General features: G+C 40.9%; 15 protein-coding genes. 7 read left to right on the top strand and 8 right to left on the bottom strand.

Features of this window, described 5'->3' with window-relative positions:
- Positions 1-32 precede the first annotated feature (32 nt).
- From HNR43_RS08165 to qoxD, 5 genes are all read left to right on the top strand, one after another.
- Complete coding sequence (locus tag HNR43_RS08165) at positions 33-1,382, top strand: aldehyde dehydrogenase (protein ID WP_183242877.1); 1,350 nt, start codon at positions 33-35, stop codon at positions 1,380-1,382.
- Between the two features lie 377 nt (positions 1,383-1,759).
- Complete coding sequence (qoxA, locus tag HNR43_RS08160; RefSeq protein WP_183242875.1) at positions 1,760-2,740, top strand: cytochrome aa3 quinol oxidase subunit II; 981 nt, start codon at positions 1,760-1,762, stop codon at positions 2,738-2,740.
- The gene (qoxB, locus tag HNR43_RS08155; RefSeq protein WP_183242873.1) at positions 2,730-4,706 is read left to right on the top strand and encodes a cytochrome aa3 quinol oxidase subunit I; all 1,977 of its coding nucleotides are present in this window, start codon (positions 2,730-2,732) and stop codon (positions 4,704-4,706) included. Before qoxA ends, qoxB begins: the two co-directional genes overlap by 11 nt.
- Positions 4,696-5,301, top strand: a complete 606-nt coding sequence (gene qoxC / locus HNR43_RS08150) for a cytochrome aa3 quinol oxidase subunit III (protein WP_183242871.1) — start codon at positions 4,696-4,698, stop codon at positions 5,299-5,301. Before qoxB ends, qoxC begins: the two co-directional genes overlap by 11 nt.
- Positions 5,302-5,601 (top strand): cytochrome aa3 quinol oxidase subunit IV, encoded by a 300-nt coding sequence (qoxD, locus tag HNR43_RS08145; protein WP_032100979.1) that lies wholly within the window; start codon positions 5,302-5,304, stop codon positions 5,599-5,601.
- Positions 5,602-5,616: 15 nt separating this feature from the next.
- Here qoxD and pstA read toward each other — a convergent pair whose 3' ends face one another.
- From pstA to HNR43_RS08125, 4 genes are all read right to left on the bottom strand, one after another.
- Complete coding sequence (pstA, locus tag HNR43_RS08140; protein ID WP_183242869.1) at positions 5,617-6,528, bottom strand: phosphate ABC transporter permease PstA; 912 nt, start codon at positions 6,526-6,528, stop codon at positions 5,617-5,619.
- 4 nt (positions 6,529-6,532) lie between these two features.
- Positions 6,533-7,453, bottom strand: a complete 921-nt coding sequence (gene pstC / locus HNR43_RS08135; protein WP_183242867.1) for a phosphate ABC transporter permease subunit PstC — start codon at positions 7,451-7,453, stop codon at positions 6,533-6,535.
- Between the two features lie 62 nt (positions 7,454-7,515).
- The gene (locus HNR43_RS08130) at positions 7,516-8,388 is read right to left on the bottom strand and encodes a phosphate ABC transporter substrate-binding protein (protein ID WP_183242865.1); all 873 of its coding nucleotides are present in this window, start codon (positions 8,386-8,388) and stop codon (positions 7,516-7,518) included.
- 21 nt (positions 8,389-8,409) lie between these two features.
- Entirely contained in the window at positions 8,410-10,140 is a 1,731-nt protein-coding gene (locus HNR43_RS08125; protein ID WP_183242863.1) for a stalk domain-containing protein, read from the bottom strand.
- Between the two features lie 199 nt (positions 10,141-10,339).
- Here HNR43_RS08125 and HNR43_RS08120 point away from each other — a divergent pair, with 199 nt between their 5' ends.
- Positions 10,340-11,848, top strand: coding sequence for an HD-GYP domain-containing protein (locus tag HNR43_RS08120; RefSeq protein WP_183242861.1), 1,509 nt, complete (start codon positions 10,340-10,342; stop codon positions 11,846-11,848).
- Positions 11,849-11,914: 66 nt separating this feature from the next.
- A complete protein-coding gene (locus HNR43_RS08115; RefSeq protein WP_343055737.1) occupies positions 11,915-12,604 on the top strand; it encodes a tropomyosin in 690 nt (229 codons plus the stop codon).
- Positions 12,605-12,641: 37 nt separating this feature from the next.
- Here HNR43_RS08115 and HNR43_RS08110 read toward each other — a convergent pair whose 3' ends face one another.
- The 4 genes from HNR43_RS08110 to HNR43_RS08095 form a co-directional block, all read right to left on the bottom strand.
- Positions 12,642-13,274 carry a PspA/IM30 family protein gene (locus HNR43_RS08110; protein ID WP_183242859.1) on the bottom strand — a complete coding sequence of 211 codons (633 nt, stop codon included), beginning with the start codon at positions 13,272-13,274 and terminating at the stop codon, positions 12,642-12,644.
- Positions 13,275-13,766 carry a hypothetical protein gene (locus tag HNR43_RS08105; RefSeq protein ID WP_343055736.1) on the bottom strand — a complete coding sequence of 164 codons (492 nt, stop codon included), beginning with the start codon at positions 13,764-13,766 and terminating at the stop codon, positions 13,275-13,277. It abuts the gene before it with no gap.
- Between the two features lie 85 nt (positions 13,767-13,851).
- Positions 13,852-15,213, bottom strand: a complete 1,362-nt coding sequence (locus HNR43_RS08100) for a sensor histidine kinase (protein ID WP_183242855.1) — start codon at positions 15,211-15,213, stop codon at positions 13,852-13,854.
- The gene (locus HNR43_RS08095; protein WP_183242956.1) at positions 15,203-15,874 is read right to left on the bottom strand and encodes a response regulator transcription factor; all 672 of its coding nucleotides are present in this window, start codon (positions 15,872-15,874) and stop codon (positions 15,203-15,205) included. The genes HNR43_RS08100 and HNR43_RS08095 overlap by 11 nt, the downstream gene beginning before the upstream one ends.
- Between the last annotated feature and the right edge of the window lie 106 nt (positions 15,875-15,980).

The following is a 15,980-nucleotide window of genomic DNA, read 5'->3' as shown; positions in this document are numbered from 1 at the left end:
GTAGTAGATGAACAATAAAGTGGGTGAAATAAATGAACGAGTTGCTCAAGAAACAAAAACGCTATTTCCGTAAAGGAGAAACGCTTTCTCTTGATTTTCGTTTAAAACAATTAACACGATTAAAAGAAACGATACAAAAATATGAACAGACGATCACTGATACGTTAAAAAAAGAGTTGCATAAATCATCGTTTGAAGCGTATACAACAGAAATCGGCATCGTTTATGAAGAGATTCGCTTTATCACGAAGCGACTGAGCGATTGGATGAAGCCACAACGTGTGCCGACGCCGTTGACGCACTTGGGGTCAAAAAGTTACATATATCCAGAGCCATATGGAGTAAGCCTAATCATTGCGCCGTGGAACTATCCGTTTCAGCTTGCGATGAGTCCACTTATCGGCGCGATTGCGGCAGGGAATTGTGCGGTAGTGAAGCCGTCTGAATATACGCCAGAAATGTCGGCGTTGCTGAAAACAATCATTTCAGAAGTGTTTCCAGAGGAGTATGTTGCTGTTGTAGAGGGAGGAGTAGACGTTAGCCAACAGCTGTTAGATTTACGTTTTGATCATATTTTTTTCACAGGAAGCGTGCCGGTTGGAAAAATCGTCATGGCAGCGGCAGCGAAACATTTAACGCCTGTCACGCTGGAACTTGGCGGAAAAAGTCCAGCGATCGTCGACGCCTCCGCGCATATTGATTTAGCTGCCAAACGAATCGTATGGGGAAAATTTTTAAACGCTGGGCAAACGTGTATTGCACCTGATTATGTGCTCGTTCATATTTCGGTGAAATTTTTGTTGATTGAGCGAATGAAGCAGTATATAGAGCAGTTATACGGTGATAAAGATACGTATAGTCGTATTGTTACTGTTCGTCATGCTGAACGGCTCGTTCGTTTTTTAACAAATGGTATCGTTGTACATGGTGGAACGTATGACATTGAGCAACGTTGGATCGAGCCGACGTTGCTAGACGATGTGACGTGGGACGATGACATTATGCAAGAAGAAATTTTTGGGCCGATATTGCCGATTCTTACGTTTGGGACGGTTGATGAAGCGATTCAAATGATCAACGATTACGAAAAGCCGCTTGCGCTTTATTTGTTTTCAGAAGATCGCGATGTGCAACAACAAGTATTGCAACAAGTTCGTTTCGGCGGTGGTTGTATAAACGATACGGTTGTACACGTTGCCAATCCTCATTTGCCTTTCGGTGGTGTTGGACAAAGCGGCATCGGTACATACCATGGAAAAGCAAGCTTTGATGCATTTACTCACTACAAAAGTGTGCTCAAACAAACAACGAAATTCGATATTCCTTTACGTTATCCAAACTTTCCAAATGCGCTCAAATGGGTGCGGAAACTATTGAGATGAAAAAGTGTTCCTAACCGGGCACTTTTTTGTTTTCGGACAATAAATTTGAACAAATTTCGAAAAAAAATTAACAAAAATGTGACAAAGTATTAAACGAACAACCTATTTTTCTTTCAGTTTCCATGTATTATATAAAAAATAATGCTTTTCTCGCTCTTTTTTCAGGGTGAGAAAAGCTTTTTTATTTTTGTCAATACATTTGCTGCTTGTTTTTCCTCTGATGCAGTTTCTTCCTTCCTTTTTTCGTCACAATTATTTTTACAATACATGTTAAAATCATTTCAATAGTGTTAATACTACAAAGTTCATTAATTTCGTTCGTGACCTAATTGATCGAGATGCTCTATGAATCACAATTTTTGTTGAGGTGAAGAAAGATGAAGCGTTTGTTTTCCTTATTGGTAGCTGGATTGCTTCCGCTTCTTGGCGGCTGTGAGATGGTCGTTTTCCAGCCACAAGGACCAGCTGCTCGAAGCATTACAGAGCTGATTAACTGGTCGATTTGGTGGATGCTTCTTGTCGTTGTCGTTGTATTTGCTTTGTTCGCTTATATCGTATGGAAATATCGCGATCGACCTGAGCGAAAGGGAGAGGAGCCGCCTGAGGAACACGGAAGTACGGTCCTTGAAATTGTATGGACAGTTATTCCCATTTTAATCGTTATTGCATTAACGATTCCGACAGTTAGAACGTTATACGATTTAGAAAAACCACCGAAAGGGTACGAAGATCAAGAGCCACTTGTCATTCATGTCACGTCGGCAGATTGGAAATGGATTTTTAGCTACCCCGAACAAAATATTGAAACAGTAAACTATGTCAATATTCCGGCAAACCGACTTGTATTATTTAAAATGACTTCCGCATCGACAATGCAGTCGTTTTGGGTACCGGCATTAGCTGGGCAAAAATATACGATGAACAAAATGGAAACGGAATTGTACGTTGTTGCGGAGCGCCCAGGGTCGTATGAAGGACGAAATACGAACTTTAATGGACGTGGGTATGCGCATATGCAGTTTGAAGTGTTAGCGCAAACGCCAAAAGAGTTTGAAAAATGGGTGCAAGAAGTAAAACAAAAGGCACCGAAATTAACGAAAGAAAAATATGAGGAATTATTGTTGCCGACCCATTTAGGCCGACTCACGTTTGTGGATACGCATTTACAATGGGTGAATCATGCGGATGCACATTCCAAGACGTACACAAACCCAGAGCTATATCGTGGCCATGGGTATCAAGGAAAAACTTTTACTGATGAAGACAACTATAAATCTAGTTCATCATCCAATTGTAACGAAGAAGATGAACAACAAGCTTTAGAGAGTGATAGCGGAGGTGAACATCATGGGCATTAAGTGGAATGAAATGCTTGTTGGGGGAGACCCGCTTCTTGTCGGTTCACAAATTGCAATCGTACTAACTGTTGTTGCGATTGTTGTTGGATTAACGTACTTTAAAAAATGGGGTTGGCTATGGCGCGAATGGCTAACGACCGTCGACCATAAAAAGATCGGGATTATGTACATTTTATCTGGTGTACTGATGTTTTTCCGCGGTGGCATGGACGGCTTATTAATGAAGGCGCAAACGGCTCGACCAGAAATGAGCTTTTTAGATGCGCAGCATTACAACGAAATTTTTACAACGCATGGCGTGATTATGATTTTGTTTATGGCGATGCCATTTTTGATCGGTTTAATGAACGTTGTTGTCCCTTTGCAAATCGGGGCGCGCGATGTGGCGTTTCCGCAATTGAACGCACTTAGCTTTTGGCTATTTTTTAGTGGGGCGATGTTATTTAACATCTCATTCGTTGTTGGAGGCTCGCCAGATGCAGGGTGGACATCGTACTTCCCACTGGCAGGAAAGGAATTCAGCCCAGGTATTGGAAACAACTATTATGCGATTGCATTGCAAATTGCTGGTCTTGGGACGCTAATGACCGGTATTAACTTTATCGTTACGATTTTAAAAATGCGTGCACCTGGCATGACGTTAATGAAAATGCCAATGTTTACATGGACGACGTTCATTACGTCGATTATTATCGTTGCGGCGTTTCCGATTTTCACCGTTGCGTTAGCGTTAATGACGTTTGATCGCTTGTACGGAACGCATTTCTTTACGCTTTCTTCAGGTGGAAGCGACATGCTTTGGGCAAACTTGTTCTGGCTTTGGGGTCACCCAGAAGTGTATATCGTTATTTTGCCAGCATTCGGGATTTTCTCTGAAGTCATTGCAACGTTTTCACGGAAGACGTTGTTCGGATATACATCGATGGTCATTTCTATTGTTGGTATTGCATTTTTAAGTATGATCGTATGGGTGCACCATTTTTACACGATGGATGCAGGACCTGCGGTAAACTCGTTTTTCTCGATTACAACGATGTTAATTGCCGTTCCGACCGGAGTGAAAATTTTCAACTGGCTATTTACGATGCGAAAAGGACGCATTCAATTTACAACAGCGATGTTATGGGCGCTTGCCTTCGTGCCAAACTTTGTCATTGGTGGAGTGACCGGTGTCATGTTGGCGATGGCAGCGGCGGACTTTCAATACCATAACACGTTATTTTTAGTCGCTCACTTCCATTACGTATTAATTCCAGGTGTTGTTTTTGCGGTATTTGCAGGATTGTATTATTGGTGGCCAAAAATGTTTGGCTTTATGCTAAATGAAAAGCTTGGCAAATATCATTTTTGGCTATTTACAATCGGATTTAACGTGACGTTTATGCCGATGTTTTTCCTCGGTTTAAAAGGAGCTGTTCGTCGCGCTTATACGTATTCAGCAGAATCCGGCTTTGCGCCGCTTTTCCTTGTATCTGCGATCGGCTCGATTATTTTAGCAGTCGGCTTTGCGGTATTTTGTTATAACATTTACTGGAGCTTCCGTTATGCGAAGCGCAATGTGTCCCACGATCCATGGGATGCACGTACGCTTGAATGGATGACGGCGTCGCCAGTACAGTTTTATAATTTTGCAGTCGTTCCAGAAGTAAAACAACTAGATGCGTTTTGGCATATGAAAAAGCGTGGAGAAAAGCTTACATTAAAAGAAAGCGACATCAAGAAAATTCATATGCCAAGCAACTCCGGATTGCCGTTTTATATGGCGGTTGTGTTTGGAATTACAGGTTTCTTCCTCGTCTTTGAAGCACATATCGCGGCAGCTGTTGCGGCAATTGGGATTGTCGTTGGGCTTATTATCCGTTCGTTCGATTACAATGACGGCTATTACGTAAGCGTCGATGAAATTAAGGAAACAGAGCGTACGTGGAGAACAGTAGAAGGGGGGACGGAAAACCATGTCGGCTAACGTCAATCATTCGCTTCCACTTGAATATCAAACGGAACAAAATCGATTAAATATTTTAGGTTTTTGGATTTTTATTGGAGCAGAAATTGTGCTATTTGCGACGTTGTTTGCCGTCTATGGCGTGTTAGGTCACCGCTATGCCGGTGGTCCAACGCCCAGCGACATTTTTAAACTGAATGACGTGCTCATTGAAACGTTGTTGTTGTTGACAAGTAGCTTTACATGCGGTTTGGCAGTGTTTTTCATGCGACAACGTAATATGAAGCAACTGCTCGTTTGGTTTGTCATTACCCTTTTGTTAGGGGCGGGCTTTTTATTTATGGAAATTCGTGAGTTTATTCATTACGTTCATGAAGGGGCAACGATGCAAACGAGCGCGTTTTTATCGAGCTTTTTCGTGTTGCTTGGTACGCACGGTGCGCACGTGACGTTTGGAATCATTTGGGCGATAATGCTCATTATTCAGCTTCTTCAACGCGGTTTGACGCCAGTTACTGCAAGAAAAATGTTTATCATTAGTTTATACTGGCATTTCCTTGATGTCGTCTGGATTTTCATTTTCACATTTGTGTATTTAAAAGGGATGGTGGGGTAAATGGAGCATAAAAGCAAATATCCCGTTAGCCACGTTGTTGGATTTTTATTTTCGCTCATTTTAACATTCGTTGCCGTATTTGTGGCGTTGAAAATGAACGTATCGTATACAATTGTTATGTGGATTATCGGTTCACTGGCCATCATTCAAGCTGGATTGCAACTATTTATGTTCATGCATGTGACAGAAGGAGAAGACGGAAAAACAAACGTCATTAATATGGCTTATGCGGTGTTTGTCGCGATCGTCATTGTCGCAGGGTCGATTTGGGTATTAACATCCGGACATGCCGCGCATTAACATAAAACCCCTCGCTTAACTTTTGCGAGGGGTTGCTTTTATTTTTGTAATTAGCGCTTGAATCCAAAGTGGGAAGCGAACAGTAAAGCTAATGATTAATACGATGAGAACAAGAATAGCTGCAGATTTTTGAGCGATTTCTGTTGCATCTGGTACGAGTGCTTCGGATTGTACGTACCATAAGTGAACAGGAAGTGTACCACCTTGCGATAACAAGTTGAAATCCCACATAAAGCCAGATGTCGATGTTCCCCCTGCTAAAATAATGATGGCAGATTCACCAAATGCACGACATGCAACGAGGCTAATACCCGTTAAAATTCCGTTTAGCGCAGCAGGAAGGACAACTTTTAATATTGTTTGCGACTTTGTCGCCCCAAGAGCGAGAGATGCTTCTCGAATGTCTTGCGGCACGGCTTGGATAGCTTCTTCTGTGACGCGGGCTAGCACAGGTAAATTTAATAAAGCGAGTGTCACTGCAGCACCGATGATCGTCAAGCCAATACCGACATATTCGACAAACAATACATAGCCGAACAAACCGAAAACGATCGAAGGAACAGATGCTAAACTTTCAACCGATGTGCGTACAAACTCTGTAAAGCGATTGTTTGGCGCATATTCTGCGAGAAAAATGCCGGCTCCAATGCCAATAGGCAGTGAAAGGATGAGAGATAAAATAAGAACGTAAAAAGAATTGAATAAAAATGGTCCGACACCGCCGCCAGCCTCCAATTCATTCGGTAATGTGAATAAAAAATCAAGCGATAGTTTCGGCAGTCCTTTCCCTAAGATTGTGTACAGCAATCCGATAATTAAAATAAATGTTGATACTGTAATTATGCCGACGAAAATATGAAACAAGCGATTTGTGTAAATGGCGCTTGCGATTGCTTTACGATGACTATGAAACAATGACTCTCTCATCATGTTACTCTCCCTTTGGACGAAGTTGACGAATAATGATAATTAATACAAGAGAAATAAACAACAATAAAAACGCCATCATATATAATGCATAGTTCCATGTGGAATCAAATTGAACGTTTGTAATTTGCATCACGATGTTGCTCGTTAATACCGATGTTGGTGTAAGTAGATCCCAACCGAACTGTGCAGTATTTCCAATCACCATCACAACAGCCATCGTTTCACCGATTGCTCGTGTCATACCTAAAATAATTGCTGTTAAAATGCCTGGACGGGCGGCAGGAAGAACGATACGTGTAATTACTTGAAGTTTTGTGCTTCCAAGTGCATAGCCTGCTTCACGCAAGTGTTGTGGCACCGCGCAAATGGCGTCATCGCTAATGCGAGTGACAGTCGGTAAAACCATCATCGTCAATACGAGAGCAGCAGCCAAGAAACCATCGCCAACAAGCGTGCCCGTCGTTTCGCGAATGAATGGAATTAAGATCGTTAAACCTAAGAACCCATATACGATGGAAGGAATGCCGACGAGTAAATCCAACATTGGACGCATAACATTTTTTAGCCAATTTGGTGCCATCTCGGCAACAAAAATAGCAATAGCTAAAGCAATTGGCGTGCACATGATCAATGTTAAAAATGTTAAATATAACGTCCCGGCAATAAAAACAGCTGCCCCATATTTTTCTTCAAACGGCTCCCACGTGGCGGAAAAAAAGAACTCTTTCCATGAGACGTCTTTAAACACGAGAAACCCCGTTTGACTAATAAAAACGACGATCGAAAAAAGAGCAACACCTAAAGATAGTGCACTGGCTAAACAAGCGTAGCGAAAGGCGTTATTTTTCATATATTTGATGCGCCATTGTTTTGTTTTCGTTTGTTCATGTTGGATGCGAACATGTTCGGCAGGTAACGCCATATTTGTTTCCTCCTCGTTTATCATATAAAAGACAGCCTCCTCATAAGGAGGCTGCAAATATGTTATTTTTTCATTGCTGTAATTGGGATAAATTTTAATTTTTTCAACGAACCTTGTTGGAACTTTTTGCTTTGGATAAAGTCGATAAATGCTTTATTTGCTCCAGTAGCAGGTCCTTTTGTTAACAAGTAGCCATAGCCCCAAACAGGGTATTTACCGTTAATCACGTTTGTTACTGTTGCCTCTACACCGTTGTATGCTACCGCTTTAATGTTTCCTTTAATGTACGCAAGGTCTGTGTATCCAATGGCATTTGGTGTCGTTTCCACCGCTTTAATCATGTTTCCGTTTGAAGATACTTCTTTATAGTTTTCACCTTGTGTCATAAATGAAGAGCCTTTTAATGCTTTCATTTGATAGTTTACACGCGTCCCTGAACCGTGTGCGCGGTTGACGACAATAATTGGTTCATCTTTTCCGCCAACTTCTTTCCAGTTTTTAATTTTTCCTGCGAAAATATCTTGTAATTGTTTCGTTGTTAAATTTTTTACAGGGTTGTCTTTATGAACGATCGTTGCAAATGGAATAACCGCAATCGGGTAGGCGTTTAAACCTTGAAATGCACTAAAGCCAGGTACAGGTTTCGTTGCATCCCAGTCACAAGCACCGATTGTTGCTGAACCTTTTGAAACAGATTGTGGTCCAACGATAGATGATGTACCGGATACAGAGATTGCTACTTTTGGATTTGCCTTTTTAAATTCTTTCGCTGCTTGTTGGGTTAATGGAAGTAATGCCGACGAGCCAGCGACGACAATTTTCCCCTTTTGTTGAGCAGCTTCTGTTTTTTCTGTTACTGTAAGCGAAGAGCCGAATAATAAGCTAGAAGATAATGCGACAAGAGAGAACTTTTTAATAAAAGATTTTAAATTCATGATTTTCACCTCTTACAAAATTTATTTTGTAATATCAATTAATCGATTGTTCATAATAACCGCAACTTTTTCTCCTTCATCTGTTGGAATAGTTACGGCGATGTCATTACCGAATGGAGAAGGAGAAATAGATGTTATTGTTGTTTTTGTATTAAAAATGCGAGTCCATTGTGCTTGTGGTGCTGTAGCACGATAAATGGAATAAGATCCGTTTTTCTCTTCCACTAACACAAATACGGTATTTCCTTTTGTTGCAACGTAAGTAATGTTCATGTTTGTTGCCATGTTTTGTTCTGTGCCCGCAACAATGGCTTTTAATACAGGAAGCGTGTTTTCATCGTCTGGATTAGCACTTAAATAAACAATCGTATCTCCAGCGAAGGACGAGAATGTTTTATTATTTGTATCTGTTGTTACAGCTGTTGGTTTTTTATCCGCTGTTGTTAAATCAACAACATATAATTGTGGTTCTGTGCCTGTTGTATCGATTGTATCAATCTCTGTTTTCGAGTCATCAGTATAGTTTGCCTTTGCTTCTTTTGCGGCTGTGTATATAATTTTTTTTCCGTCATCCGATAGACGAAGGTCAGATTTATATTTCACTTTATCGTTGACGATTTCTGTTATCGCACCTGTTTGAGCATTTATAGAAGCGATAATATCACTGCTACTTCCTTTAAAGAAATAAATCGTTGAGCCATCTGGTGACCATGTCAGTTCTACTTTTATATCATCATCTGTACCGACAGGCATCGCTTTCTTTGTTGTTAGGTCAACAATGAATAATTGACCGTTATCGTCTACATATGCACCTTTTTTCTTATCTGGTGATAATGCAAGATCTCCACTTGCGATCGTTGCGATGGCTTTGCGAGATGGAACATGTACAATTTTTGACACAGGTTCATCGTTTTCATTTGTGACGATCACGTATTCGTTGCTTAACCATTGAGGATTAAAGTTTGTTCCTTTTAAAAATCCGTTTGTTGCGATAAATAATAAACTTCCGTGCTCGATTTCGCCACCTAATTTCGTTACGACACCGTGCAAGTCAGCATAAAAGTTGCCGTTTACTTTAACTACGGACGAACCTTGTTGCTGAAGAAGGAAAGTAGCCTTTTTGCCTTTTCCATTTAATGTAATTGTTTTTGTTTTTCCATCGACATTCATTGCAACATCGAACGCTTTTGCAATATCAGAGAGAGAATAAAGCGTTTTTTGTCCCATAGCTATAGCGTTTAACTGAGTTGCTTGTCCATTAACTGAAACGGCTACTTTTTTTGTTTGCACATTGCCATTTGTAGAGAGAAGAATAGGGCTAGCATTTGTTTGTAACTGTCCCCCGAACGCTTGAACGATCGTCACAGCTGGAACGTATAAGACGTTGTTTACCGTTTTAGGTGCTACGTTCATCGTTACTTTTTTACCATTAATGACGGCAACTTTGTCATTTGCCTTTACTTGAACAACCGTCCCTTTTTTCGTTAGCGTGTACATTTTTGTTTTTTTGTTGTGAGAATATGTAGCTCCTAGTAATTTGGCGATTTCAGGAGCAGATACAATCCAGTTTCCACCAGAAACAGTCGTCGCAGAAATAGAAACTACCGTCCCGTTTACATTCCAGTTTGTTTTTTGGATAGTTTGTTTTTGAACAGCCTTTGCTTCTGCTTTCCATTCGATCGCGGGAATAAGCGGAGAAGCGAGGACAGCTGATGCGATCAGCGTATGTGCGAGCACTTTCTTCACGGACATTTTTTTCCCTCCTAGGTTTGTATATCAACAACGCCTATTATAGAAGGGCAATGTTAACCTCGTTTAATATTTTTGTAGACTTTGTAAATACAATGTTTGATTTTTTAGAAATTTTTATTAATGAATTGTAAAGGAATGTATGTCTCGTAATTTATCACATTCTTGTTATAATGAAAAAGAATAGGGAGGAGGGATGGGTATGCGCATGTTTGAAGAAACGCTAAAGAAATTGTTTATGAATTACACGATTGGTTCGATTTTAGCGGTTGTCGGCGTTGGTAGCACGTTAATGGTAATGGCGCTAAACATTCGGCAAGTAGACTTACTCATGTTGTTGCTTATTCAGTTTTTTTCTTTTTGTATTATGTTGTTTATCGAATATCGTGCCTTTCAAAAAGATATTCACCCCATTCGTCTCGTTTTTTCTGAAACGAAAGTAACGGAAGAACAATTTTATTGGGCGCTTGTCCAAGCGAAGCGTTTTCCGTTGTTGACGGTAAGACGTATCGCGCTTCCACATTTTTTAGGGCTTTCGATTCCAGCTGTTGCGATGACAGTTTCACTTATTTTTATCGATGTGTTGCGCATTCCGTATATGTATGTTGTTTATGCTCTATTTGGCGCATTGCTTATCGCCATGCTTCATGCGATGATTGAGTTTTTTTTAACGTTACGCACGATGCGTCCGCTTATTCGCGATATGATGCAAATCGGGAGAATGCACGGGTTTCACGAAGTAATTCGGGCAACAAACGTTGTGTATGTACCGATGAAAATAAAAATAGGACTGAGCGTATTATTTATTGGCATTTTCCCGGTGTTATTATTTGTGTTAGCGACAGAGGTGAAGTTGTTTGCGGAGGGGCAAAATACGTTTTCAGGTTATTGGACGTGGACGATTGTCGTATTAGTCATCTCCATTTTGTTCTCTTTATTTGCGGCCCGTGTCTTGTCTGAAGATGTGGAACGAAGCATTGAAGATTTGCTTCAGTATATGAGCCGCGTGCAAAGAAAAGAGTATGACCTAATGTGCGATAACGTTTATATTGATGAATTTTCCGAGCTCACAAGCGGTTTCAACCATATGGTCGATGCGATCGTTGAACGGGATGAGAAAAATAAGCAATTATTAAATAGTTTCATTTCCGTTATGACGACGGCACTCGATGCGCGTGATGAATATACAGCTGGTCATTCGCAACGCGTTGCCGTATATGCTGTAGAAATTGGTAAGAAGCTAGGGATGACAGTTGAGCAACTTACGCGTTTATATCGTTCTGCTATTTTGCATGATATCGGAAAAATCGGTATTCCTGATCACATCTTATTGAAAGACGGAAAGTTGACTGATGATGAATTTGGATGGATTAAAAAGCATCCGGTACTCGGTGAAAATATTATTCGACAAGTACAGCCGATTGAAGAAGTGCAAGATTTGCTTCCTGGTATTCGGTCGCATCATGAGCGAATAGACGGGAAAGGATATCCAGATGGCTTAAAAGGGGAGGACATTCCGCTATTTGGACGTATTATTGCGGTGGCAGATGCGTTTGATGCGATGACATCTGATCGTCCATACCGAAAAGGGATGAACGCAGAAAAAGCGATTTCGATTTTATTGGAAGGTCGGGGAACGCAATGGGATGCTCAAATGGTCGATTGTTTTATCGCATTTTTACAAGAGAGGGAACAAGAAAAAGTGAGTTAGATGCCGATATGATGGCATCTATTTTTGTTTGTAGGTGATATACTAAAAGAAAAAGGATGTGAGATTGTGAAACGATTAATCGTAGCGTTTATCATTTTACTTGCTGGCTGTACAGCTCAACAAAACCAATCGAATGTCAAGCAGTTAGAGCAAACAATGACAAAACAGCAAACGACAATTGAACAACTACAAAAGAAAAATAAACAGCTTCAACAAGAAAATGAGCAATTAAAAAGCCAGGTAAATCAAGTCAATTCGTCCTCTCTTTTATCTGTTGCTTTAGATGTCGTGAATGCGCTAAAAAATCACGATATGAATACGCTCTCATCTTACGTCCACTCCACAGCTGGTGTACGATTCAGTCCGTATAGTCATATTGATGTTCAACATGATTTACAGTTTTCAGCATCTCAACTTCCGTCCCTATGGTCCTCAACCCAAGTGTATCAATGGGGAGCATATGACGGTTCAGGTGATCCGATTCAGCTCACGTTTCAAGACTATTTTGATCGTTTCGTCTATGATGTCGATTTTGCGAATCCGCATATGATTGGAAATAATGTTGTTGTTGGGACAGGGAATATGATCAACAACATTCAGCAAGCATATCCGAACGGATCATTCGTTGAATTTCATTTTAATGGTTTTGATCCACAGTATAACGGTATGGACTGGCGAAGTTTGCGTCTTGTTTTTGAACAAGAAAGCGGTCAGTGGAAACTTGTTGGAATTATTCATGATGAATGGACGACATAAACGTACAAAAGGTGTCCATATGCGGACACCTTTTGTGCTATTCACCTTTTAATTGCTTTAACTGCTGCTCGACTTCCGCATCAAATGATTGAGGGGGCATCGTTTGAATGACAGAGCGAGCTTTTGCTTCTGCTTCAAGTAACATGACTTTTTCTTCCATGCGTGCAAAACCTTTCACGATATGGTCGTAACGGAAAGAAGCAATGGCTTCGTCCATTTGTTTCATCGTTTCAGCGACATAAAAGCGTGTCATGAGTTGCATTTGTTTCAATTTTAATTGCTCGTACGTTTCGTACAATTGTTTCACTTTTTCTGTTAAAATGGTTGTTTTTTCTTTTAATGTGTTGTATTGTTGCGTATATAGTTCTAATTTTTTTTCATAGGCGATTTTTTCTTGGAGAGCCATCTTTGCGATCGGCTCTTCATTTTTTTCTACAGCTAATTTTGCTTGGCGAGCTCGTTTTTCGATCATTTCTTTCGCATCTACGATGAGACGCTCATATTTTTGTTCTAGCACAAATTGGTGTGCAAGTGCTTGTTGTGCTTGTTCAAGTTGTTCTTCTAGTTCACGAATGTATTGTTTTGTCATGCGAATAGGGTCTTCGCATTTGTCAATGATGTCATGCAAGTCAGCGAGGACGACATGTTTCACACGTTTCAAAATGCCCATTTATTTTTCCTCCTTTTGAATTGTTTTTTCCCATTCATCTAAAAAGCTACCGTTTTGTACAGGCGGAACGAATGGTTCGAATGCAGTTGATGGCTTCGTCTTTCGTCTAAATAAAACGTAAGCGGCAACGATCGCTAAAACGGCAAGCAACGCTTTTGGTAAAAGCGCAACGAGACCAATCGCCATCAGCGCACCGCCAATCCATTTACCGGGACCTTTCGTCGCTTTCCAAATAACCCATCCGATGACCAGAAATGCGAGTTGAATGAGGAAAGACATCCATCCGAACATCGGCATGCTGTGTGGTCGCATCATTTGTGGACCATGGTGACCGAATGCTCGATGATGTTTTCCCATTTCCATCATGTGTGCTTCTGGCATGCGTCCGCTCCAACCGATGTGCATGAAATAGGTGGCCATGTGCGCCAATATGGCGACAACGATCACCCCGCCTAACAAGAAGAAAATGGTCCGCTTTTTCAATTTTTCCACCTCCTTTGTCATTTACAGTTTGAATTGTACAAGCGAAAAGAGAAAATTAGGTGAAAAAGAAAAAAACGTGCCACATTTGTGCACGTTAATGAGGAAAGATGACAGTGAATGTCGTTCCTTTGCCCACTTCACTTTGTACTTGAATGTTTCCCTCGTGTGCTTCGACAATCCATTTTGCGATGGAAAGCCCAAGTCCGTGTCCGCCAATTTGTCGCGTTCGCGCTTTGTCTGCACGATAAAAACGATCAAAAATGCGCGGAAGATGTTCAGGAGCGATGCCGATGCCTGTGTCAGTTACAGAAATTGTAACAACCTTTCGTTGTTTCGTTATATGTTGGGCTAGCGAAAGAGAAACTGTTCCTCCATCGGGCGTGTATTTGATCGCATTATCAAGCAAAATGTATAACAGTTGCGTGCATTTATCAGCATCCCCAACAAATTCAATTTGTTCGGGGGCATGAAAATGAAGGGCAATCTGTTTTTTGTTTGCGAGTTCTTGTAACGATTGTAACGTATGTTCTGCACATGCCCGCAAATCAAACGGTTTTTTTTCGATTTGTAGTTTTGCATCGTCTGTGCGCGCAAGGGTGAGAAGATCGTTAATGAGTTTTGTCATTCGTTTCGTTTCGTCTTCTAGACGTTTAATTGTTTTTCGGCTAAACTCATCGGACGTTAATGACATATCCATTTTTAACGCCTCAACAGAAGAAAAAATGACGCTAAGCGGCGTTCGCAATTCATGAGAAGCATCCGCCACAAATTGACGTTGGCGATTGTAAGCATCTTGAATGGGGACGAGCGCCCGTTTTGACATGAAATAACTAAAAGCAACGGCCACCACAATAAATAAAGCTCCAAGCCCTAATAAAATGAATGTAGACCATTTCAGCAAACGAAACATGCTTGTGACATCCATGCCGACATATAAAATGCCGATAAGTTGTCGGTCAACAATTACTGGGCGGGCAGCCGTTAATATTTTTAATTCATTTGCACGGAATCGTTTTAATTCATGACGATGATGAGGGACAGTTATTTCTACATATCTCAATTCGTCTTTTTCTGGCGTCCACGGTTGAAGCGTCGAAAGAAGGAGCGGACGCAATCCTTTATTTACTTCGTCCCCCATCATCAATCGTCCACGTGTGTCAACGACGTAAAAAAATAGTTGATCTTCACTTAAGAAAATAACATTTTGGTCGGCAGGCCATCCGATAAACGATTGTTCTTCTAGCATGTTTTGAATGGTTTGACCTTCTTGTTCGGCGAGCGTGCGAATGCGTCGCTCTTGGTCATTTGTAATAACGGTATGAATAAGAAAAGAAACAATCGCGATAAAAATGGCTAAAAAAGCGATGAGAATACCGCTATATGTGGCAGTTAATCGCCATTGTGTGCGGCGAAACATATCGGAATGATGGAAAAAAGATCGCATACTATTTTTCAATGGTATATCCCACCCCACGCACCGTTTTAATAAGCTGCTGATGTTCGTCGCCAATTTTTTTACGCAACAACTTCACGGTGGCATCAATTGTTTTCATCGACACATCGGCATCATATCCCCAAATGCGATCGAGAATGATGTCACGCGTTAGAACCCGTCCTCTATTTTGCAATAATAGATCAAGTAGTTGAAATTCACGTGGGGTTAATATAATTTGCTCTCCGTTTTTCATCAATGTATGACTTGTACGATTGACTTCAAACGCTCCCCAGCGAACGATTTCCTCTTGAATCGGCGCAAACGAACGTCGCGCTAACGCTTTCAGTCGCGCCATGAGCTCGTCGATTTCAAACGGTTTTACCAAATAATCGTCCGCTCCAGCTTCTAGTCCTTCAACGCGATCTTGAACCGCATCTTTCGCGGTTAACATTAAAATCGCTCCGTGATACCCGTTTTTTCTTAGACGTTGACATATGCTAACGCCGTCGCCATTTGGTAACATCCAATCTAAAATGATCACATCGTAAAATGATGCGAGGGCGTAGTCATAGGCATCTTCTCCTTCTTGCACCCAGTCTATATGCTCGACTCCTTTTTTCTTTAATAAATGGACGATGAGTTCACCTAAATATATATCGTCTTCTGCAAGCAACACTTTCATCCTCATCACCTTTTTTTCTTCCATAATATCAAATGTTGATGAAAAATGAGTGAAAACATCGTGTCAAAAAAGATAAGGGAAATCCCCTATGGGTATATAAGTTAAC

It is taken from the genome of Anoxybacillus mongoliensis, from assembly GCF_014201515.1.
In the GTDB taxonomy this organism is placed as follows: Bacteria; Bacillota; Bacilli; order Bacillales; family Anoxybacillaceae; genus Anoxybacillus; species Anoxybacillus mongoliensis.
The sequence above is the reverse complement of the archived record's forward strand: the minus strand, read 5'-3'. Positions and strand labels throughout refer to the sequence as shown.

Excerpts from the sequence above, each read along its gene's own strand:
- HNR43_RS08165 (WP_183242877.1), top strand. The coding sequence starts at position 33 with ATGAACGAGTTGCTCAAGAAACAAAAACGCTATTTCCGTAAAGGAGAA.
- qoxA (WP_183242875.1), top strand. The coding sequence starts at position 1,760 with ATGAAGCGTTTGTTTTCCTTATTGGTAGCTGGATTGCTTCCGCTTCTT.
- qoxB (WP_183242873.1), top strand. The coding sequence starts at position 2,730 with ATGGGCATTAAGTGGAATGAAATGCTTGTTGGGGGAGACCCGCTTCTT.
- qoxC (WP_183242871.1), top strand. The coding sequence starts at position 4,696 with ATGTCGGCTAACGTCAATCATTCGCTTCCACTTGAATATCAAACGGAA.
- qoxD (WP_032100979.1), top strand. The coding sequence starts at position 5,302 with ATGGAGCATAAAAGCAAATATCCCGTTAGCCACGTTGTTGGATTTTTA.
- pstA (WP_183242869.1), bottom strand. The coding sequence starts at position 6,528 with ATGAGAGAGTCATTGTTTCATAGTCATCGTAAAGCAATCGCAAGCGCC.
- pstC (WP_183242867.1), bottom strand. The coding sequence starts at position 7,453 with ATGGCGTTACCTGCCGAACATGTTCGCATCCAACATGAACAAACGAAA.
- HNR43_RS08130 (WP_183242865.1), bottom strand. The coding sequence starts at position 8,388 with ATGAATTTAAAATCTTTTATTAAAAAGTTCTCTCTTGTCGCATTATCT.
- HNR43_RS08125 (WP_183242863.1), bottom strand. The coding sequence starts at position 10,140 with ATGTCCGTGAAGAAAGTGCTCGCACATACGCTGATCGCATCAGCTGTC.
- HNR43_RS08120 (WP_183242861.1), top strand. The coding sequence starts at position 10,340 with ATGCGCATGTTTGAAGAAACGCTAAAGAAATTGTTTATGAATTACACG.
- HNR43_RS08110 (WP_183242859.1), bottom strand. The coding sequence starts at position 13,274 with ATGGGCATTTTGAAACGTGTGAAACATGTCGTCCTCGCTGACTTGCAT.
- HNR43_RS08095 (WP_183242956.1), bottom strand. The coding sequence starts at position 15,874 with ATGAAAGTGTTGCTTGCAGAAGACGATATATATTTAGGTGAACTCATC.